At 31.7% G+C, this 23,688-nt stretch carries 15 protein-coding genes and 1 pseudogene; 11 read left to right on the forward strand and 5 right to left on the reverse strand.

All coding sequences use genetic code 11. The annotated features are described in order from the left end of the window. Positions 1–21: 21 nt before the first annotated feature. The 7 genes from C4S35_RS05870 (at position 22) to brxL (ending at position 10,801) form a co-directional block, all read left to right on the forward strand. Positions 22–1,716, forward strand: coding sequence for a DUF262 domain-containing protein (locus tag C4S35_RS05870; RefSeq protein WP_103999285.1), 1,695 nt, complete (start codon positions 22–24; stop codon positions 1,714–1,716). Between the two features lie 10 nt (positions 1,717–1,726). Beyond that, positions 1,727–2,191 carry a hypothetical protein gene (locus C4S35_RS05875; RefSeq protein WP_103999286.1) on the forward strand — a complete coding sequence of 155 codons (465 nt, stop codon included), beginning with the start codon at positions 1,727–1,729 and terminating at the stop codon, positions 2,189–2,191. Positions 2,192–2,211: 20 nt separating this feature from the next. Then, positions 2,212–3,069, forward strand: a complete 858-nt coding sequence (locus C4S35_RS05880; protein ID WP_103999287.1) for an SPL family radical SAM protein — start codon at positions 2,212–2,214, stop codon at positions 3,067–3,069. 6 nt (positions 3,070–3,075) lie between these two features. Continuing rightward, positions 3,076–5,577, forward strand: coding sequence for a UvrD-helicase domain-containing protein (locus C4S35_RS05885; RefSeq protein WP_103999288.1), 2,502 nt, complete (start codon positions 3,076–3,078; stop codon positions 5,575–5,577). Positions 5,578–5,679: 102 nt separating this feature from the next. Then, positions 5,680–6,027 carry a helix-turn-helix domain-containing protein gene (locus C4S35_RS05890; RefSeq protein WP_103999289.1) on the forward strand — a complete coding sequence of 116 codons (348 nt, stop codon included), beginning with the start codon at positions 5,680–5,682 and terminating at the stop codon, positions 6,025–6,027. A 192-nt stretch (positions 6,028–6,219) separates the two neighbouring features. Then, positions 6,220–8,769 carry a BREX-1 system phosphatase PglZ type A gene (gene pglZ, locus C4S35_RS05895; protein WP_103999290.1) on the forward strand — a complete coding sequence of 850 codons (2,550 nt, stop codon included), beginning with the start codon at positions 6,220–6,222 and terminating at the stop codon, positions 8,767–8,769. A 10-nt stretch (positions 8,770–8,779) separates the two neighbouring features. Beyond that, positions 8,780–10,801: a BREX system Lon protease-like protein BrxL gene (gene brxL, locus C4S35_RS05900; protein ID WP_103999291.1), complete on the forward strand. Its 2,022-nt coding sequence runs from the start codon at positions 8,780–8,782 to the stop codon at positions 10,799–10,801. 495 nt (positions 10,802–11,296) lie between these two features. On the opposite strand, the gene C4S35_RS05905 is transcribed toward brxL, so the two are convergent. Together C4S35_RS05905 and C4S35_RS05915 are read right to left on the reverse strand one after the other, a co-directional pair. Beyond that, entirely contained in the window at positions 11,297–12,514 is a 1,218-nt protein-coding gene (locus tag C4S35_RS05905; RefSeq protein ID WP_103999292.1) for a site-specific integrase, read from the reverse strand. Between the two features lie 1,052 nt (positions 12,515–13,566). Further along, a complete protein-coding gene (locus C4S35_RS05915; protein WP_103999294.1) occupies positions 13,567–14,190 on the reverse strand; it encodes a recombinase family protein in 624 nt (207 codons plus the stop codon). Positions 14,191–14,536: 346 nt separating this feature from the next. On the opposite strand from C4S35_RS05915, the gene C4S35_RS05920 reads away from it, so the two are divergent. The 4 genes from C4S35_RS05920 to C4S35_RS05935 all read left to right on the forward strand — a co-directional run bounded on the left by C4S35_RS05920 (position 14,537) and on the right by C4S35_RS05935 (position 21,206). Then, positions 14,537–16,246 carry a hypothetical protein gene (locus C4S35_RS05920; protein WP_103999295.1) on the forward strand — a complete coding sequence of 570 codons (1,710 nt, stop codon included), beginning with the start codon at positions 14,537–14,539 and terminating at the stop codon, positions 16,244–16,246. Positions 16,247–16,513: 267 nt separating this feature from the next. Continuing rightward, on the forward strand, positions 16,514–17,248 hold the full coding sequence (locus C4S35_RS05925) for a hypothetical protein (protein WP_103999296.1): 735 nt from the start codon (positions 16,514–16,516) through the stop codon (positions 17,246–17,248). Positions 17,249–17,423: 175 nt separating this feature from the next. Beyond that, a complete protein-coding gene (locus C4S35_RS05930) occupies positions 17,424–20,201 on the forward strand; it encodes a COR domain-containing protein (protein ID WP_103999297.1) in 2,778 nt (925 codons plus the stop codon). A 264-nt stretch (positions 20,202–20,465) separates the two neighbouring features. Beyond that, positions 20,466–21,206, forward strand: coding sequence for a hypothetical protein (locus C4S35_RS05935; RefSeq protein ID WP_103999298.1), 741 nt, complete (start codon positions 20,466–20,468; stop codon positions 21,204–21,206). A gap of 350 nt (positions 21,207–21,556) precedes the next feature. Here C4S35_RS05935 and C4S35_RS05940 read toward each other — a convergent pair whose 3' ends face one another. The 3 genes and pseudogenes from C4S35_RS05940 to C4S35_RS05950 form a co-directional block, all read right to left on the reverse strand. Next, positions 21,557–22,330, reverse strand: coding sequence for a TIGR02757 family protein (locus C4S35_RS05940; protein WP_103999299.1), 774 nt, complete (start codon positions 22,328–22,330; stop codon positions 21,557–21,559). A gap of 78 nt (positions 22,331–22,408) precedes the next feature. Continuing rightward, positions 22,409–22,930, reverse strand: a pseudogene (locus C4S35_RS05945) (DUF2400 domain-containing protein); the annotation flags it as partial. A 59-nt stretch (positions 22,931–22,989) separates the two neighbouring features. Beyond that, entirely contained in the window at positions 22,990–23,652 is a 663-nt protein-coding gene (locus C4S35_RS05950; protein ID WP_103999301.1) for an ABC transporter ATP-binding protein, read from the reverse strand. Positions 23,653–23,688 lie beyond the last annotated feature (36 nt).

The raw sequence follows: 23,688 nt of genomic DNA on the forward strand, positions 1-23,688 counted from the left end.
TAAAAATATATAAAAATATACATGGAAGCAAAAACAACAATTGCAGAAATATTAAACGGAACAAATAAAATAATCGTTCCTAGTTACCAAAGAGCCTATGCGTGGGAAATACCTAAAGAGAAAAGAAATCGTGCAACACAAATTGATGTTTTTATTCAGGATTTAGAAAATTATTTAAATAGTAATCCAACATCACCCTATTACTTTGGACACTTCCTATTTGAGAAGAAAGGGGGGCTTTTATTTAATATCATTGATGGTCAGCAAAGGCTAACATCTATTGTTATTTTCCTTTCCGCTATATTCAAATCCCTTAGAGAGAAAAGAGAGTTAACTGAAAAAGAAGAAGTCCTATTTGAAAATACTATAAAAAGAAGAAGTACCGTTCATTTTGAAACGGTTGATTATGATAACTTACTTTTCAAAGATTATGTAATTACCCAAGACAAAAAAGACAAGAACGGTATCGATACTGAATCTGGTAAACGAATCGTGGCCGCTTTTGACTATTTTGTCAATTTATTAAAAGATAAAAACGAAGAATACTGCACCCGAATGTTGGCAGCAGTTACTACTGCAGTTTGTACCACGCATGAAGTAGCAGATGAATCAGAAGCCATTCAAATGTTTATTTTTCAAAACAACAGAGGTAAAAAACCAACGAATCTGGAAATCATAAAAGCACAATTTATGTATCAGGTTCATCTCTTTGGTGACGATGAAAAAGATGCCATTATCAAGGATATTAAAGAGCGTTTTGAAAAAATATATAAATCCATTTCTTCTATTGAATACAAAATTAGTGAAGATGATGTTTTGACTTATACTTTAAAAGTACATTTCAATTCATTATGGGAAACCAATGCTGTAGCGAAAATAAATGAAGAGTTGACCAAAAACAATGGTATTGAATTTGTCAAAGAATTTACCAAAAGTTTGGCAATAAGTTTTGAACATCTAACACGCTTTTTTGGAAAAGATGAAAGAGAAAATTTTTCTATTCATTCGTTAATTACTTTGGGGGGAATAGGTGTAGCAGTTCCTTTTATTTTAAAAGCCTATAGATTTGGATTACCTAAAACTACAATTGCAGAATTGTGTCAAAATTTTGAAACCGTTGTTTTAAGAAATAGATTAATTGGTACAAGAGCTGATATTACTTCACGTCTTACTGAAGTTTACATTAATTTCACGCAAAACAACACCGATATTCACCCAATAATTGTTAGAATTAACTTTCTTAAAACGACAGATTTTAATTGGTGGAATTATTGGAATAATGTAGAATTAGAAAAAGCAATTCAAGGTGGATTAAATCACACCACAGCAAAATTCATTTTGTGGAAATACGAAAACACTTTGGAATCAGAAGGGAAATCGGGTTATTCAGCTTCACGTTATGATACCATAGAAAGTCCAGAACTTGAACACATGGCACCTTCTACAGAACCTACATTAAAACCTCATGGATTTGGAATATATGATGAAGAATTCAGAAATCAACATTTGAATTGTTTAGGGAATTACCTATTGCTTTCAAAGTCACATAATTGTAGTGTAAGTAACAATCCTTTGAAAGATAAATTAGAATCTTACAATCATTCCTACCAACAAAGAGAAATCAAAGATTTTATAACAGAATCGGAACTTTGGGACAAAGAAGCCATTTCAAAAAGGAAAACGAAAATTATAGAATTTGTAATGGATAATTTTTAGATTGAATTCTATGAACATAAATGACATAATGCAGATTGCCAATGGGTACCTCGAAAACAACACAGTTTTCGAGATACCATATAATCTGTTTTTGCAACCACAAGGAAGGAACCTATATAATCATTTAGTACGTGAAAATGTATTGCCTGGAAGATTTGGTGTTTATATTTGGGAAAATTCTATTACAAATGAAGTTGTTTATATCGGAATGGCGGGTAGAGTAAAAACAAATGGGCAAATGGGATCTCATTCTTTAATAAATAGGCTAGTCGCTTCAAGAGGCAGGGTTAACGGACTTGATATACTTACGAATGATTTTGTATTTAATTATATGCAAAATAACAATGTGAATACATTGACATTTCATATTTTATATACCACTAATCAAACACCCCCGTCCTATTTGGAATCTGTTTTATTGTATAATTTTTACACTCAAAATGGAGTTTTGCCAAAATTAAATAACGCGTTTTAAAACTAGAGTTACAAATAAGTATGGATTTATTCAGTAGTTTAGAAGAAGAAAACAACAATCCTCGTAAAACCAAATTAGGTAATACGAGTATTGAATATGTACAAGCATCTGGTATTTTAACTGAAGCTAAAGGCTTCATGGGGGCCTATGACTATACTTTAAACCCATATTCTGGCTGTTCTTTTGGTTGTAACTACTGTTATGCTGCATTTTTCGCAAGATCGTCAGATGATAAAGACAATTGGGGGAATTGGTTAAGAGTGAAAGAAAATGCCTTACAGCTATTAATCAAAAAAAGAAAAAAGCCTCTTGTGGACAAGACCATTTACATGAGCAGCGTGACGGATCCTTATCAACCAATAGAAAAGGATTTAGAATTGACCAGAAGCATCTTAAAAGAGCTTTTAGATTATCATAAAGTGCGGCTGGTGATTCAGACAAGAAGTCAGTTAGTAGCCCGGGATATTGATTTGTTTAAGCAGTTTGATGTAATACAAGTGAATATGACAGTAACTACTGATAGTGATGAAGTGAGAAAAGCATTTGAACCCCATTGCCCATCGAATAAAGTACGCTTAAAAGCGATAAAAGAAATTACTGATGCTGGTATCCATACATGCATCACTATGACACCACTCTTGCCGGTTGAAAATGCATTGGATTTCACAAAGGAACTATTGGCTACCGGAGTTAAGAAATTTATTGTTCAGCCATTCCATCCCGATAAAGGAAAATTTATTGCCAGTACTCGTGAGGTAGCATTTGAACAAATGAAGAAAATGAATTGGAATGATGAAAAATATAAGGATGTGGTAGAAGTTTTTAGAAAAGAATTACCATGGTTAGGAGAAGGAAAAAATGGCTTTGCCCCAATATAATTTTTTATGAAAGAAGAATTAAAAACATGGTTATTATCTCAACAAGACAACTTAGATGTAGTAATTGCTAAAGCTTCTGTCAAATATTATAATGAGAATAAAGGACAGGCTAATTTTCGATATGATTTAAAACAATGTCATATTGAAAGTTACAATTTAATAAGAGGAAAAGATTTATGCTATGATCGTCCTAATACTGCATTTGCATATACCTTATGGTATCACCCCCGTCGAATTAATACTTTTCTGTCTTTCTTTTTAGATAAAGTAATCCAATATCAAGGGCAAGAGCTTGTCGTCTTCGATTTGGGTGCTGGTGCTGGTGCCATTCAATGGAGTTTAGGATTGATTTACGCAGGACTTAAAAGGTTAGGTAAAACAGCACTAAAAATCACAATTGTTAATATCGATTCCAGTCCCTTCATGCTGCACTACAATCGCGATTATTTATGGAAAGAATTTATATTAACTTATCCTGAAATTGATAGTGATTTTAAAATAGAATATGAGGTAAATTCCTGGAATAACAATCATGGTGTTTCAACGGCAAATAGCATTTTAGCAGCGAGTTATTTATTTGATGATTCTGACAATCAAGCAGAAATAAGTAAAGATTTTTTAAACTTGATAGATAATTACAAACCATCAGCCGTACTATTATTAACGTCCGAAAAAAAGGCGGTAAAATACTTTCCGATACTAAAGCAGGATTTTTTAAAGTTAAAATATACTAGTCAATTGATTCAATCTGCTCAATTACTATTTAATAAGCCGCTCACTAATATAAATTCCATTCGCTCTAAACTAGGGGATTATCTTTCGATAGAAGAATTAAAACGTAATACCTCTTGGTATGATGCCTCTAATGCTGCAATTGTATTTGAACGTCCTCAGTTAGCTATGTTTGAACAAGTTAATCCTATTAAAAACCTTGATGTTTTTAATCCACCCATTACTGTTAGAAGGGACGTAGTTTTAAATGATTATCAAAAGAAAGCAGCAGAAAATGTAGAAAGACCTACTACAATAATTGGTCCAGCAGGATGTGGTAAGAGTATTGTAATTACCGAAAAAGTTAAAAATATAGTTGAAGAACATAATTATGATCCCAAAATTCAAATATTAGTAACTACTTTCAATAAATCCTTAATAAAAAAGCTATCTGAATGGTTAGTCGATGTATTAGATCAAAACAGATTTACGATAACTTATGATACTGGATTTAACGGAGCTACTTTACCATCATGTATTATAAGATTCACCGGTTCAAAAATAGCAAACATAAGATTAGTTCATTTTGATATGCTACCCAAATATATTGGTAGTGTTACCTATAGAGGAATGGTAAGTATGCCCCAACACCATACCATAATCAATGAAATTATCCAAGAAGTAAAAAAAGAGGATCATGTTACTTCTAATATTTATGATAACATTTTAAACGCTGATTTTATTTTTGAAGAGTACCATCGAGTAATATATGGCTTACAAGTTGGTATTACTGGTAGTGAAGATACTTATTTAAATGTGTCCAGAATCGGCAGGGGAAATAATCCATCTTTACAAAAAAATAGTGAACGCAGGAAATTAGTATTCAAATGTCTAAAAAGATATGCAACTAGAATGCATACACAAGGGATAGAGAGCTTTACAATTAGAAGGCAATACCTACTTTCAAAATTAAACAACAATCAAATTGGCTTTAAATACGATTATATTTTAGTGGATGAATTCCAAGATTGTACTGACGCTGATTTTAAAATCTTTTATTCATTAATAAAAGATCCAAATAAATTAACAATTGGAGGGGATTTGGCTCAGGCAATTCATCTTGGTTTGGCAGCACGAATTCCACGGGATCAAAATATGCTTACACGAAAAAACCATAAATTAGAGGGTTCGTATCGGTTACCTGTAAGAATTAGCGAATGTATAAGTGGATTGGCGCAAGCGATTAACAAACATTTTAGTAACTCTGAGGGAACATCTAACATTATTCCATACAAAGGGGCACCACCTGGAGCAAGACCTATTGTTGTTTACGGAGAAAAACAAGAAGATTTAATTCCAAAATTAGAAAATATAATAGGACATTATAAAATATTTGATTTAAAAAACACCTGTATTTTAGAACGAGATTATACTTTAAAAAATCTTTTATTGAGAAGTAATATAGATGTAGAATCGGATTCTATTTTAAGTCTAAAAGGATTAGAAAAAGAGTGTGTAATTTGGTCAACATACATTCCTTTGGAATTTGAAAAAGAAGCTTTTGAATTTGCCTACACCATTATGACACGTACCTCGGGGTTACTAATCATAGTTTTAACAACTGAAACCCAAGCAGTTTATAAAAAAGTTCTAGGACTTTTAAATCAAGAGCGATTAATTTTTTGGGATGAAGACTCTGAAGTTAAATTTAAGTCTTTTCGTGAGGCCTATATTCCGGTAGAAATTCCTGATGAAGAAGATGATATCGGTGTTTTGGAAGACGATTTGATTTTATAAGAATTACGTGTTATTGTATTATTACGGTACTTTAGTTTTTATATTGGAAATAAAATTACATTTGTATGACATATCAGTCACTAACAACAAAAAAGTTACTTTATGAATGATAAACAATACACAAAGTGGATAGCTATGAGCGATATCGCTCTACTGCAAACCATCGGTGCTTTTGTAAAACATCATCGATTGTCGCAAAACAAAACGCAGGAAGAAGTTGCCGGTGCAGCAAATTTAAGCCGTTCCACACTAAGCTTACTGGAAAAAGGGGAAGCAGTTACAATTCCTACCTTGCTTCAGGTTTTACGCGTTTTAGATTTGCTTTGTATCATGGAAGTATTCAAAATACAAGAGCAAATAAGTCCAATACAATTGGCAAAACTGGACCAACAAAAAAGACAAAGGGCTAGAAATAGCAAGAATGATACAGATAAGCAAACAGACTGGTAATGATTTCAAATGCGTTTGTTAAAATACGGAATGAAACGGTTGTATCCCAAGACGAGTAAAAAGCCAATACCATCATCTAACAAATTGATGAAACTGTGAAAAAATGGTACAAATTCGCTGAAGCCGCCAATGTGGATGATAAAATGAAAGACGGTATTGGTATATCAGATCTAATTATATAAGTAAAAAAGAATGTTTACAGAAAAGGTAATTCAGACACTTACAGAAAGTGATAAAAAGATACTCTTCTATTTTGATACTGATGGATCAAAAAAAGAAGAATTAACAGCTATTGAACAATCCGGAATAAAAGTTATAGAAGTAACTGAAAATTATTTTGAATTAAAATACAAGCTGGAAAGGGAATGGAATACAGAAAAAGTATTGCTGTATCATCCTTTTGTTAAGCCTGGGGGTAAAAAATTAAATAAATATCCTTTACTAGATTTACTCTTAGGAAACTTAGAACTTAAACTAGATGAGGTATCTGAATTCATCGCAGAATACAAACTGCATGGAAATTATACCAGCTTAGTAGCTAAATATTTTAAGCTATTAAAAACAAAAAGCAATCAAAAAAAATTGGCTCGAATACTGGATCCTGAAAATTTTAGTGATGAAAACTTAAAAAAAGGATTAATATCCATTACTCTGGATTTTAATGCAGTGGAAGACAAGTTTAATTGCATGAATAAATGGGTAAGCTTATCCTTGGACGAAAGTAAGTTCAATAAAACAAACACTACACTTGAAGAATTGGAACTAGATTCAGTGATTACAATGTGGTTTAATAATTTATTGGACTCAAAAGAAGAAGATTTATCAATTGAATCCGCCACCAACTGGATTACTAAATTAAAATACAATATAATTGTCGCTAACGTTACTAAAATTAAAGCTAACGACACCTACACATCATTAAAAATAAAACGAGCTGCCGACATACACAAACTGCTAAATTTCTTTGAAGAATGGCAAAAAAATCAGGCAACCAATAAATACATTGACCAAATATTCTCAAATTTGGGAAGTAAGGTAAATACGTCGGCGATACTAAATTGGTATGGGTCAGCAACAGAATACGGATATTATTCTGAGGAGATGTTAGATGCTATTCTGAAAATGCTTTATAACGAAGTAAGTTCGAATTCATTAAAAACAAAAGAAGAGTGTATACGTTGGAGGAAGGAAGAATCCATCTCAGCATTTATAAAAGACCAAATTAATTTTCTATACCATTCATCGTCAATGTATGCCATATTAGAAAGTTATAAATCATTTCGTTTCAATACAGCGGAAGCTTATATCAATGAATATACCACCGAACTGCACAAGGTAGATTACAACTATAGAAAGGCCGTAATCGCATTTGATAATGTAAGAGATCATTTAGAAGAATTTGAGAGTACCTCGCTTCTAGTTTTCGAAGCATTAAACAATAAGTACGATCGTTTTTTAATTGAATTCAATAGTGAATGGCAAAAGTTGTTGGCAGAAAACAATTTTGATTTCCACAATATTAATTGCAACAAACAATTCAACTTTTACGAAGACAATTTAAAAGACGTTGATTACAAAATGGCAGTAATTATATCGGATGCTTTCCGATACGAATTAGGTTTTGAACTTTATAATGACCTTCTTGCGGACAGTAAGAATAATTTAACCATACAGCCTTGTCTGGCATCAATTCCTTCTTATACGAATTTAGGAATGACCAATTTATTGCCCAATAATGGTATTAAAGTTGAACAAGGTGAGCAAGATTTGGTATATAAAATTAATGGTAAACCGACAAACAGTCAATACCGACAAGCCATTTTGCAAGAGACTGTTCCGGAAAGTGTTACTATTGATTATGCAGAAATTATAAAGTTTGATAGAGACACCGGAAGAAAGTTTTTCATCAAAAATAAATTAGTGTACATCTACCATGATTGGATTGATTCCATAGGAGATAAAAAACGTACCGAACACGAAACTTTAGAAGAAACATCAAAAGCGGCGGACCAAATAAAACGCCTTATTCAAAAAATATATGGATGGAATATTTCCCATGTAGTAGTAACTTCCGATCATGGCTTTTTATTTAATTACAATGAGTTAAAAGAAAGTGATAGAGAAGTAATGCCCAAAGGCAAAGGATACATTAAAGACAATACTCGTTTTGTCATCAGCGATGGATTTGAGGGAAAACAAGAGGGGTATGTATTCGACATGAAAAATACAACCAATATTGATACTGATTTAAAAATAGCGATACCAAGAGCGATTAATAGATACCGAAAACAAGGAAATATTGGAGTTCAATTTGTTCATGGTGGTGCAAGTATTCAGGAAATAATAACGCCGGTTATTAAATATTACAAGCAAAAAAAGGAAACAACAGAAACGGTAACATTCAGAAGAATTGATAGCGTCAATAAAATTGCTACAGGATCTCTTAAAGTGACCTTGTTTCAAAATGACCCCGTTTCTAATGATTTGAAAAGTTTAGATATCAGTATCGGCTTATATAATGAAAACGGTGTCCTCTTTTCAAATGAAGTGGAAATTAGCTGTAATTCAACATCGAATAACCCCAAAGAAAGAGTGTTTGAAATCATTCTGACGTTAAATACAACGGGATCTAAGGCAACATTTTGTCACTTAAAGGCATTCGATACTAAAGATAAAAATAAGCTCAATCCAGCCGTAAACGACTTAATTACAATAAGTACTTTGATGGAAATGGATTTCTAAAAAACAAATTATGCTATTAAAAGAAAAAATATTAAAATATTTTGAAGGGAAAGTAGTTCGTAAAGACCTGACTTCGAAAATCAAAGGAAATGCAGTAGTTCCGACTTATGTATTAGAATATCTTTTAGGTCAATATTGTGCGGTAGACGACAAAGCAATTATTGAGGAAGGTATAGAAAAGGTCAAAGACATTATTAAGAACAACTACGTTCACCGGAGCGAAGCTGAAATGGTGAAATCTAATATTCGCGATAAAAAAAACTATAAAATCATCGATAAGGTAAATGTTTCTCTTAATGACAGAGCCAATATTTATGAAGCTGAATTGGCAAATCTTGGTATTAGAAATATTCCAATTTCTGATAATGTTGTAATGCAGAACCAAAAATTATTGAGTGGCGGCGGAGTTTGGTGTATCATCAATATGGGGTATTCGCATGAAGAGGATATAAAAGTACGTTGGATAATTGAAGATTTAAAACCAATTCAAGTTGCCAATATAAGTTTCGATGAATACATTGAATCACGAAAAAACTTCACTTCAGAAGAATGGGTAGACTTACTAATGCACAGCATAGGATTGGATCCGGAATTCTTTAACAAAAGAGGGAAATTAATTCAGTTATCCCGCTTAATTACGCATGTAGAGAACAATTACAACTTCATAGAATTGGGGCCGAAGGGAACCGGTAAATCACATATATTCTCGGAGTTATCACCGCATGGAGTATTAGTTTCAGGTGGTGATGTTTCAAAAGCCAGATTATTTGTAAATAATACAGGAAACAAAATTGGATTGGTAGGCTATTGGGATGTGATTGCATTAGACGAATTTGAGCAGGATAAAGGTTCCAAAAGAGTCGATGGTGATTTGGTAAAAATCCTTCAGAATTATATGGCCAATCAATCATTCAATCGTGGAAAAGAAACCTATCAAGCAACAGCTTCATTAGCGTATGTGGGTAATACTAAACATACTGTGCCGTATATGCTTAAAAACAGTCATCTTTTCGAATCAATTCCAGAAGGATATATCAAAGGAGCATTTCTGGATCGCATGCACATTTACATTCCGGGATGGGAAGTAAGAATTTTAAAAAATAATGTTTTCTCAAAAGACTTTGGTTTTATAGTGGACTATATGGCGGAAATTTTTAAAGAAATGCGCAAGTCCGATTATAGTGGCATTTTAGATCAGTACATTGATCTGGATGGATCTTTATCACAAAGGGATAAAATGGCAATCAGGAAAACTTTTTCTGGATTAATGAAAATAATATATCCCCATAAAGTGGCCAGTGAAACCGAAATATTGGAATTACTGGATTTTGCTGTTGAAGGGAGAAAAAGGGTAAAAGACCAGCTGTCCATTATTGACGAAACATTCAGAAGTGAACCAGTTACATTTGAATATACTATAAAATCGTCTGGAATAAAAGTACGTCCGGAAACACTGGAAAAATTGAATTATCAGGCTGAGGTAGTTGCCAAACAAGTAGAAATAACGACTGAAGCAAAAGAAGAAAACAGTAATGTGGAAAATCAATCGGAGAAAAACTTTTTAACACCACATCAAACGATTATTAAAGACAATCAAACGGGCATTTCTTACAAAGGGCTATTTGCAAGTTATCTGAAAGGAGCCACTAAAATAACAATTCAGGATCCAGACATTAGATTACCATATCAATTCAAAAACCTATTGGAATTCTGTGTGATGTTAAGCAACAACAAAGAGCCGGAGGAAGAAATTGATTTGGAAATAGTGACTTGGAATACGGAAGAATATTTATTGGACAGCACAACCTACCTTGAAGAAATTCAGGAAAGCGTTCAAGAAATCGGCATCCACCTATCGCACCGTTTTGAAAACTTGCATGACAGAAATATAATGGCAGACAATAGATGGAAGATTGGATTAGGAAGAGGGCTGGATATTTTTGAAAAATCAGAAAACCGCTTTAGTGTAGCTGATATAGATCAAACAAGACGAAAATGCAAAGCATGTGAAATAACGTATTTGAAATTTTAATGTTTCAATTACTTTAAAAGAGTTTAAATTAATGCATCTAACTTTTATATCAGAACTTTAAATCTTAAAATTTTATGTGGAAATAATTTATTAATTATAAAAAAAGATTTCAATTTATCCAAGATTATAATGTGATACGTATTATATGAGTACTAAGGTTGAAAATTTTTTATTGAAATAACATATTTATTTCTTAATTTTTAATGCATGAAAATGAATTGTATACCAATAATCCGGCATTAACCAATGCGTTTTTTTCTGTTGTACTTCACCTTCGGTAATTTAAGAGATTAATCGTACGGTTAAGCTTTTTAATAATCTTCCGTAACTTCATTAGCGAAAATCAAAGGGGGCATTGTATAATTTACAAGAGTCCCCGGAGTGGGGCTTTGTATTAATGTATAATTATTTTTGTCGACAATATTGTTTTTTTTAAACCCCACTTTTTTATTACCTACAGTGAATTTCGAGCAGACATTAAAATAAGTAATGATGTTAAATTTGGATTTTATCCATTCTTAATTTTAATTTTTGCATTTCTTCACTTACTTTCTTTTGGACTACTTTTCCATAACTTTCCTGAGTGATAATCATGTTGGAATGGCCTAGTAATTCTGAAACTATTTCCATGGGAACATCATTGTAAAGTAAAACGGTCGAGGCAAATGTCTTTCTAGCGGTGTGATGTGTAATCCTTTTATCTATTTCTGTTATTATTGCTATTTCTTTAAGATAGGCATTAAATTTCTGATTGCTTAAAGCAGGGAATACGAAATTACCCTCTATTAAATATTTGTCGATGATTTCTTGTGCTTTTGGAAGTAACGGAATGGAGATTTGACGTTGTATTTTTTCTCTCTTCATCTGGATCCAATTCATATTTTCGAAACCTAATTGGATATTTTTTATTTTCAGATGTGCCATTTCATTATAGGCCAATCCTGTGTAACAGCAGAAAATGAATAAGTCTTGGATTATGCTTAATCTTTTTAGTTGTAAAGTGGATTCTTCGAAGATTTTGAGTTCTTCCGTTGTAAGGAATATAATTTCTTTGTGTACCTTTTTTGATTTATATAATATAAATGGATCTCTATCCAGATAGCCTTCCGAAATAGCTTGTTTAATAGGTGTTCGAAGTCTTTGGATGATTTTATTAATTGTGATTTGCTTTATGCTCTTTTCTGTCTTCAGATAATAGTCAAAATCATCCAGAAACCGCAAGCTTAATTCCTTTAAAGGAAAATCTGATTTTTTAAAGTTCCATTTTATGAATGCTTCTAGATGATTTCCAACATACACGAATTTTTCATAGGTGTTTTCTTTTATTTCGATACCTACCAATTTTTGGATTCTTGAAACATATTTCCTGTAAAAAGACAATATATATTCTTCTTTTTTGAGTGGTATTCCTTTGTATTCATTAAAGATATTATCTAATTTACATGCAATTCCCTGAAGTTGAAATACTAAAGCAATATTGTAAATCTTGACTTGGATTCGCTCTAATTGAGCGTTTATATATTTGTGGTTGGCCTCTTGAGAAGTTACTTTTTGAAGTTTGTTTTCCCAATGGGGTGGATTTACAAAAAGTCCGGTAACAAATTGTTTTCGTTCTTTGTTTAGTGTGATTCTGCAACTGATCGGACAAAAACCTTTTTGGTTTGTTTTAGTTGCATTTATTACAAATAGAATTGTGATTTTTTCAGGGTTCATTTTACCATTATTTTGAGTTAGACAATACTTGTATCTAATCAAATTTAAAAGTAAAAGAATTGATTTATATGGTTGTAAAATTAATTATTCAAAAAAAAAGCTGTTGAGTAATTCAATTTAAATAATAATAACTTTTTACAGATGCCATAATTGCGGGGCGAGTTTTGCGTAAAAACTTCATTCCAGAGTTTGTAATTATTTTTTTTGTCTTTTTTTTACGTGTGTACGCATGAGATAAGTTTTTTCGATCAAATAGTTCATTACAATTTTTTAATTGAATTAAGTCAAAATACCGAATGCGGATGAAAAATTTTTTAAAAAAAATTAATGCCTTATAGACAAACTCATTAGTTTCATCTGCGTTTGATAGATTCAATTTCCAATTCAAAGCAACATAGGTGTCTGTTTTAAAAACACTAGGTGGTGCGTTAAATAAATTTTCAGTTTCTTCAAAAATTTTCAATAATAATTCACGATTTGTTTTCGAATAAAACGCGAAAGTAATATTTGAATTTACTTCATGTGGCGGTTGAAAAACATCGAATCGAATTGACTCAAGACTATATTTGTTGAGTATTATGACAAATCGCCATAAGTTTTGATGTTTCAAAAAGAACGGATTATGCAGTTTATTTTCCATACCGGGTTTAATTTTTCGACTTAAATCTGATAAGAAAATTTTCGCTAAATTTTTCATATTTTTAATTTTATATATTATGATTTGATTTAAACAAAAGCATTGATTTAGACAATTTTTTTATTAAAAGCGTTTGTTCATTTAACGCAGATAATTTTGTTAAAATTGTACATTTTTATTTAAAATTATACAAGCGGAAGACTACGCCTGATTTAAAAATTACAAAATATTTAAGGGAGTAAACATAAAATTATTAGATACAGCATTATAAAATAATCTGTAGTTTTTGGTTATTTTTATAGAAATATTTTCAAAGAAATATGTTTCAAAATGTCAAGAGGTTTACAATTGTATATGAGGAACACATTATTGAAAATCAACACCAGTTTTTGTTATAGGTCACTTATTTTACTAGCTAGGCGTGACAAGCCTTTTTAACTTTCAAAACTGTACGGGTACTTTTTCCAACTATTAAGGCGGTTTCCCTTATACTTCGTCCTTTTTTCAAATATTTCACTATCTCTTTATGCTTTTCTAGCAGTTGAGAATTCCCCATTTTTAAACCCAAGATTCTTCCTACCTTTTTTCCAGAATCGATATGTTTCCTGTAGCCGCTTGCTAATCTTTGTTGAATTGCACACCTTTCCGCCCTACTAAATTCCGCTAATAGAGTTACCATCATCTGTGCCATCGGGTTGATTGAACCATCCTCGTTCAAAGTTTCAATGTTGTAATTATGGACATATAGAGAAATTCCCTTTTCATGAAAAATTTCAAGAGACTTCAATACTTCCAAAGTGCTTCTGCCAAGGCGAGAAAGTTCCCATATCAATATCTTATTAACTTGTTGAGTTTCTAAAAACTCGTTGAGGTCATTCAACGCCAACCGATCTTCATTTTTTGCAGCACCGGAAATCTTCTCGTTAAATTCCCCGATGATGCTGTAATTTTTATTAAAAGCGTAAACTCTTAAATCATCTATTTGTCGTTCGTAGGATTGAGATTCTTTTGAAACCCTCGTTAGAATAACTACATTCATGACTATTTATTTTGATTAGTAAATAAATATACGAAATGCAGCACTATTTTCCAAAGGAAAAATGTAATACAATTTTGACCCGTTAATTTAATTTGAGAATAGGAAAAAGTACTACATATTTGAAGTACTACAAGAAATTACGTTAAGTAGCAAAAGTAAATTTAGAGAAATCTGTTTTCAATAAATCCAAAAAGTATTCAACAAATAAAAAGCTCTTTTGATTACCTATAAGAAAATTATTATATATTTGAAATTAAATAAACCCTGACGTTTGTCAGACAAAGCAACACAATTTAGGGTGATAAGTCGGCCATTATTATAAGTTACTTGCAATTTTAAAAAAATCATGAGCTTAAAAGAAAAATCAGAACAGTTAAAAGAACTTATTTCCACTTATGACGCCCAATGGCTATTGGGAGATTTATCGTTTTTGATGCATTGTGGTCCTGAACGCGCCCATGATCAACTTGGCCAGCTTTCTTCCCCAATGAGACAACTTTATTATTTGGCTGGATTAAATGTTTCAACGAATAAAAATAATGGTCATGATTATGTATACTGTCCTGCAAAATGGGCTGAAATAGTTAGACTACTAAACGAAATAGAAATAAATTATCTTGAACAACTTTTAGAATTCGATGAAAATGATGATGCTATAGAATGGAAAAAAATAAGAGATGTAGTAGTACCATCTTTCTTATCATACTTCAACGTTGGACCATTAAATTTCGAAGAACAAATAATCAATTGGGTTGATGATTTATTCACACACTTTGACGATCATTTGGAAAAAGAATTTGGCATAAAAACAAATGATTTTATTTTATTTTATGAAAGTTTAGATAGAGTTGTACAAAATAATTTTCAAGGTCATACAAGCAATGCCGAAATACTTAGAGAAAATTGGGCTGATTATACTAATATTGAGTCAGGCATAGATCACAGTTTACCCGCCTTTTTAAAAGAAAGTATACCAAAAGATTTTGAAATCATGTCAAAGTTTATGATTGATTACGGGATGAAAGATCGCTTCTACCCTAAAGAACTTGTCACGGAAAATCTTTCACTAGATACAATTAATAAGATAATTGGATTTATATCCATTAAAAGAGAAGAAAGAGCATTTACATATTATACAGAAACTAACCCCGGAAACCCGCTTTATGATTTTCCAATATTAAATCTTGAAAATGGGATTTACCAAGTTTTTGAAGTAAAACAAGTTATACATTCAATTAATAATTGGTTAGAAAAAGAAGTGACAAAGACCAATGATAGATTGGACAAGTATTTGAAATTGAAAGGAAATTTATTGGAGAATAATATCATTGATTTATTCAAGAAGTTTTTTGGGAATGACATAATTGTATTTGAAAGTTATTACAGTAATGGTTGCGAGCAGGATGTATTGGTTATTTGGCAAGAGTATGCTTTTATCATTGAAGCTAAGGGTTATAATCTAAGAGAGCCTTTTAGAAATCCTGAAAAAGCATTTGTAAGAATTAAAGATGACTTTAAAAAAAGTATTGGCTATGGTTACGAACAAACATCTCGTATTGAAAGCATAATTTTTCAAAACGAACCTCTAATAATACAAGACCATCAGGGTAAAATTATTAAAACAATTGATACTAATACTATTAAAGACTGCTTTTCAATCATTGTTAACATTAATTCTTTTGGATTAGTGCAAAATGATTTGTCGTATTTATTAAATATAAAAGAAGAAGATTTATATCCTTGGGCGGTTAAATATTATGATCTTGAAATTTTTATTTTAACAATGATAGCACAAGGAAAGAAACCACATTTTTTTATTGATTTTCTTTTATTTAGAGAAAATTTACATGGCAAAATATCTTGCTCAGATGAATTGGAAATTTGCGGTGGCTATTTGTCAAAAAAAATTAATCCAAAAGGAGTAAAATATGTTGATACTTTTAAAACGGAGCCAGAATATGGAGACATATTTGATGACCAATATAGAAAAACAATGGGTTTCAAAAATGAAAAAAATCTATATATAAAACAGAGTGGAAAGTATATGTTTTGGTAATGCGAGGAATAAAAGCTACTACAACAGATCTGGCCAATTGGCTTGGTTTCTTTCGATCTAAGATGAAGCATAACGCTCTGCACTTATCCGCCGTTTGAAAATATGAAGCGTTTACGCTTTATTTAAAGTCGTTTTATACCTGCCAAATTGTTCATTAGCCGAAAAATTAGGTACTCATAATCCGCCACATCGACCAGAGATCAGCCTTTTATGCGAAATGTTATCCAAGGATTACGATAATTAAAAATTACTAATATAAATAAAAAGATGGAAAAAGTCGAAGGTAGTACAAAAATTTGGTTTGGAGTTCTTAATGCCGTACTTAAAATTCCGGGAGCAAAAATAAATAGAACGCAGTTTCTAACAAATAATTTATCTAAATATTGTACTGCTGATCAACTACAATTAGTAATAGAAATAGGGACTGGCAAAGCTGGAATAGATATAGAAATACTTGATAAAATTGCAAATAGTTCAATAAAGCTTCATACAATTGCAGCAACTGGAACATCGGCTGCAGCCGGATTTCCTGGTGGCTTTGCAATGCTTGGAACCGTTCCAGGAGATTTAATTCAGTATTATTACCACGTAATTATTGTTTCCCAAAAACTAGCTTATGTATATGGATATCCAGAATTGGAGGGAGATGCAGACGACGATTTTCTGGCAATGCTGACACTATTTATGGGCGTAATGTCTGGGGCAAAAGCTGCTAATTTAGCACTAGCAAAATTATCCAATGAATTAGCTAAAGAAGTAGTTAAACGATTGCCTAGAAAGGCATTAACAAAATATGGAATTTTTCAAATATCTAAACAAGTTGCAAAGTGGTTTGGGGTTAAAATGACTAAAGAGTCATTTTCAAGAGGCATTTCAAAATTGATTCCAGGAATTAGCGCTATTATCTCAGGAGCTGTTACTTTAGGAACGTTTTTACCTATGTCTAATCGGTTGAAAAAGAATTTAAGGTCTAGTATGCTTCCTAAAAAGGACTTCGCCTAATAACATTGGCACCACGGTTTTGGTTTTCAATTGATTTGGGCCTACCTCATTTAGAAAATCAGAAAAGAATGAGAGTTGAAATTTGAAATCCTTTTTTACCATAATTATAAATAATAAATTTTGAACTAACTATCTTCATAAAGTTGAAAGTTAGAATAAAAAACAATCAAAGAACATGAAGCCACACATCAAGGATAAACTGAAAGATTTAAGATCTAACACTAATAAAGTACAACTAACAACCGGCAGACTAAAGGAGGTTCCAAACGAGCTCAAAATTTGTACTAGGATTAAGTATCTTGATTTATTCGGAAATTCCATTCACGAAATTCCCGACTGGTTCTTCCAATTTAAAAAACTCGAACACCTAAGTTTGAAAAATAATTCACTTAAAACTTTACCAACTATTATATTCACAATTGAAAATCTTAGATACCTTAACTTGGCGGATAATCAAATAAATGAAATAAATAGTCATTACTTTAGGAATTTGATGAGTATTGAAAAAGTTGATATAAGCTATAATCAAATAACATCAATTTCAGCAGAAAAAATTACATACTCAAAATGTGAAAGTTTAAGTATGAAGGGTAATAAATTGCAGGAATTTCCAACTGCTGTAAGTGATTGTGAGACTCTTGAGAAATTAGATTTATCTGAGAACAAGATAAGTTTAATAGAAGACGATGCTTTTGATAGGTTAGAGAACTTAATAGAACTTGATTTAAGCTTCAATGAGCTTACTTATTTACCAACTAGTATTGGCAAACTAAAGAAGCTAAGGAGGTTGAATTTAAGCGGAAATAAGATTAGTTCTTTGCCGAAGGAATTTGAAAATCTTACTTCACTCGAGTTCTTAGATTTTGATAATAATCCCATCGGAAGAGTACCAGTAGAAATTTCCTCTCAAGGAGTTTCAGGAATTATAAACTATTATTTATCGCTTGGTGATAATGTACAGTTATTTGAAGCAAAATTGCTAGTTGTTGGACAAGGCAATGTTGGAAAAACTTACTTAATAAATCGTTTGATACATAATTCAATTCCCGAAACGTATTCTACAGAAGGAATTGACATAAAAACGTGGAGAATTGAAACACCTTCCTCACCTGACTTTAGAGTTAATATTTGGGACTTTGGCGGTCAAGAAATTTACCATTCAACTCACCAATTTTTTTTAACAAATAGATCACTTTATTTATTAGTTTGGGAGGCACGAACAGATCAACATCTTATTAGTTTTGATTATTGGCTTAATGTCATCCGTCTTCTGAGCAATAATTCGCCAATAATAGTTGTGCTCAATAAAATTGATGAAAGAATCATCAACATTGATGAAAAATCTCTTAAAACAAAATTCAAAAATATCGTTTCATTCCATCAGGTTAGTGCATGTACTGGTCAAAATATTGATTTACTTACCACTCAAATTGGAAGTGAAATTAATTCATTGCCTCTTATTGGGGACAAGCTTCCTAAAGTGTGGTTAGATATAAGAACAATACTAGAAACTCTGGAAGCAAATTATATTTCAGCGGACGAATATTTAAGCATCTGTAATCAGCATGGTTTGTCAAATAAAAGGGCACTTTTTTTAAGTCAATACTTTCATGATCTTGGTGTTTTTCTTCATTTTCAGGAAGATAATTTGTTAAGAAACATATTGTTTTTAAAGCCCGAATGGGCAACAAATGCAGTATATAAAATTCTTGATTCAAAAGATGTCATTAACCGTAATGGTGAATTCGACCCTAATATGTTAGACAGTATTCTTGACGATTTTGAGCGTGACAAGCGTCCATACATAGTTACACTGATGAAGAAATTTGAGTTATGTTTTGAGGTTGAACAAAATGTTTTTCTTATTCCAGAATTACTAAAACCTGAAAAACTTGAATTTGATTGGGATTATAAAGATAATTTGCGCTTTGAATATCATTATGACTTTATGCCAGCGGGTATTATGGCTCGCTTTATTGTAAGAACAAGAAATTTAATATATGATAAAACCTTTTGGAAAAATGGAGTAATTATTCAAAGGGAAAATACACGTGCTTTGATTACTACTGATCAATATTCTAGAAAACTTTTCATTTGGATTAATGGTAACAATGCTTCCTTTTTACTTGAAATTATAAGAAAAGAATTGAATGATATTCATCAATCTTTGAACTATCCGGATGTTCCTGAAAAAATTCCTTGTAATTGCCCAGAATGCATTAATTCAAAGAGTCCGCATCTTTTTAATTATACTTTTGTAAAAAGAATAGGCACTGACAATACTTTCAAAACAATACCTTGTGAAATAAGTGCTACAGGAGTAAATGTTCATAAACTTCTTGGACTTTATAAAATTGATAGTCAAGAACCTGAAAATAATCCTATCTATTCACTTGATAAAATCCTAAATGATCTTATTGAAGTAGGATCAAGAATTCTTGAGCGAAAGTTTCAAAAGAAAATTGAGGACCTTGTTAATGATGATATTGTTGATTTGTTAAGAACCAAAGGGCATAATATCTCAGATCAAACACGGTCTGGGCTTTCAGGTAGTGGTAAAGGAGCCGGCGAATTAGATATCATGATTAGGATGACCAATGGAATTCCGGTTACCATCATTGAATGTTTTAGACTTGAAAGTTGTGGTCCAAAGAACACTGTAGTTGCAGAGCATATGACAAAACTACTTTCAAAATATGATACACATGAGCTTAAACGCAAATTTATAGTTGTATTTGGTGAGGCAGAAAGGTTTGATAACTTATGGACCAATTATATGCAATATATAAAAGATCTGAATTCTAATAGTGATTATGGTGAAAAGTATCCTATCTCGGGTTTTAGCGTAAGAGATGATCTTCATAGCTTTGCAAATATGAAAGTCGGTATTTCTAGACATGACAACAATGGGGATTCAGTTGAAGTTGTGCACGTAATGTTAAATATGAAGTAATGGAACTTTTTAACTAAAAGCTGACGATTAGTTTGGCTCAATAATATTTTACTTGCGTGTTTGAATTTACATGTTAGAAGATGCTAAAGCTGCTTTAAGAAATTGGGGCATTATAGTTTAATGGAATGAGCATTTTTATATATTTGGCTTCAATCCTAATGGAAAGGTTTGGGAATAAAAATCCCAAACTTCTTGAAGCCGGTGTTACATTATAGCCAATATTGCCGCAGAATCGAAGAATTCGTAACATAATACTAGTAGAAAATGTATTTAGAAAAAATAGATGTAGTTAAATTATCAAAAATAGTTCTAGCCCATCTTTCTATAATGGATTATGAACAACATCGCGGCTATTCGTCTGTACAACTTATTTTTCCTATGAAAATACAAGCGAATGGAACGAAACATAAGGATAGAATTTCAGAACAAGAGCTTCGTCTTTTATTTATAGAAGAATTTAAAGAAATCTATAAAGAATTTTTCTATTCTATTGAAACACCGACGATTTTCAAACATTCTTTTGGAAAACTATATGAAGATATAAAATCAGATGGAAGTGGTCAATCCGCATCAATTGATATGTGTATTTTTAAGCGGGTTTCGGACAGATATCACCGAATTTTAAACATAGAATTTAAAAGTAAAAATCCTCAAATCAAAGGTATTGGGAAAGACGTTCTTAAGTTAATTGCCGAAGAACATAATGGTGCGTTTATACACTTATTAGATAACAGTAATAAAGGAACCCTATGTAATGTAAATGAAACTGGTGTTTTTAACAAATTTCACCATTCCTTTTCACGTTTTCAAGGAAATTGGATTAATGAACATAAGTCTATCCAATTAATAATTATTTCCTTAAAGCAAAAAATTATAATCCATCGCAAAATAAAAAAAAGTGATTTAAAAAATCTTAAAAGCATTTTTTTTATAGAAAGTGGTTGTGGAAATATAGAAGATGTAAAAGGAAATGGCTGGATGACTGAAACAATAATAAAAGAATAAATTACTGGCTATATCAGCAATTTGCGTTAATGACTTTAATCGATTTACCATAGAAAAAAAACTCATTGTATTCCAATTTTAATCCTATGTTTATAAATGTCCGTGAAAGTCTCAACCCGGATTCCAAATTAATAATATAACATTCTACTTATTTTTAAAAGCAATTAATTAAATTAAAAACGCAAGTCAAAAGGAGTGACGAAAAGGAGTGACGAAAACTTCCTAAAACAACGTAAATCTGTATTAGAAAATACAAACACCCATAAACACTAGAATTATCATCATCAGAAGGTTAGATTAAAGGATTCATAACCCTGAGGTCTTGATGTGACTTTAAATAAAATCTAAAATTAGAATCCTTCAAAAATCCCCAATCCAAATAAGGCAAAATCATATTTTACCGGGTCAATCGGATCAAGTAGCCTTAAGCTGCAATCTAATTCATTTAGAGCTTTAGAATCGTTTTGATTTCGAGTCAGTAAGCCAAGCTTGCGTGCAACATTACCGGAATGCACATCCAATGGGCATGCTAATTTAGAAGGTGATATAGTTTTCCAAATACCAAAATCAACACCTTTATTATCATTTCTGATCATCCACCTCAAATACATATTGATTCTCTTCGAAACTGAGCCTTTGGATGGATTTGCCACATGTTTTCGAGTTCTTTCCAAATGGGGAATTTCAAAAAAAATTTTATGAAGTTCATAAATAGCTGGCTGTAAAGAATCTTCCGATTGATAAGAATCAAAGATAACTTCTAGTCCACCTTTAAAAGTGTAGATGTATTTTAGTGCTTTAATAAAATGGATAAAGTCAACTGAATTAAACGTTCGATGCACAAATCCTTCCAATCGTTCCAATTGATAATCATTATAATTCATTACAAAATCATACGGTGAATCACCTAACAGGTCCATCATTCGATGACCATTTTTAGTTATCATCTTTCGATTGCCCCATGCTATTGTTGAAGCTAAAAATCCAGCAATTTCAATATCCTCTTTTAAAGAATAACGATGAGGAACACTTATTGGGTCTGGTTCAATGAAGTCAATGGTGTTGTATTGAAGGACTTTTGCATCCAAAAAATCTTTTAACTCTAGTTTACTTAATTCTACCATTTCGTTGTGAGTCCTTTATATACGGGCAAATGTAAACAAATTTGCGCAATAATTATATACTACCTTAATTACCTGCTTAAACATGTTAATTCGTTTAGCGGCTGAATTATTTAGCGGGTCTGAAATGTGTTTTTGTGTTCTGTGTTGATGTGGAATTTGAAAAAATATTTTTTTGAATTCATGAATACTGCTTTGGGTTGATGCTTTCTCCATTTCTTGAGATTGATGTTGGGAGAAAACAGCTTCTAAACCACCATGGTTTTCATAAATGTGTTTTAAACTTCTTATAAAACTGGCAAAATCCTGTCCGTTAAAAGTGCGGTGTACAAAAAATTCAAATTGCTCTAAGTCTTTTTCGCTGTGAGACATAATAAAATCGTAGGGTGCACTTCCCATCAGATCCATCATTCTATAGGAATTTTTGATAATCATTTTACGATTTCCCCAAGCAATAGTTGCGCTGAGAAAACCAGCGATTTCAATATCTTCCTTAATTGAAAATAAATGCGGGATTTGCACGGGATCACTTTCTATGAAATTGGGATTGTTGTACAATTCGACTTTCTCGTCTAGAAAGGATTTTAGTTCGGAATGATTCATTTATTGTTTAAAGTTTAATGCTTAAAGTGGTTTTCGTTTCAAATGAACTTTAAACCTTTTTAATTACTAATCAATCCATCCACCATTACAAGTTTCCTGTCCGCCATATTTGCTAATTCTTCGTTATGGGTCACAATGACGAAAGTTTGTCCAAATTCATCTCTTAATTTGAAAAATAGCTGATGCAAATTTTCAGCTGATGCAGTATCTAAATTTCCCGAAGGTTCATCGGCGAAAATGATTGCTGGTTTGTTGATCAATGCTCTTGCAACAGCAACACGTTGTTGTTCTCCTCCCGAAAGCTCGTTAGGCTTGTGATTCATTCGATGGGAAAGGCCAAGATAAGTTAACAGCTTTTCAGCTTCAATCTCAGTTTCTTGTTTGGATTTATTGGCAATGAAAGCAGGAATACAAACATTTTCCAAGGCTGTAAATTCAGGAAGTAATTGATGAAATTGGAATATAAACCCTAAATTTAAATTTCTGAATTTAGACAAAGTCTTGTCATTCATCTTCAGAATATCTTCGTCATTGATTCGTAATTCGATTTCATTTTCAATCGTAGGTTTGTCTAAAGTTCCAAGAATTTGCAACAGCGTTGTTTTTCCCGCCCCCGAAGCACCAACAATAGAAACAATTTCTCCTTTTTTGATATGTAAATCAACCCCTTTCAAGACATGAAGTTGATCGTAATATTTATGTAAATTTTTGGCATGTATCATATTAAAACTATTTTCACAAAGAAACAAAGATTTTAA

Origin of the sequence: Flavobacterium urumqiense, from assembly GCF_900108015.1 — a bacterium.
GTDB lineage: Bacteria > Bacteroidota > Bacteroidia > Flavobacteriales > Flavobacteriaceae > Flavobacterium > Flavobacterium urumqiense.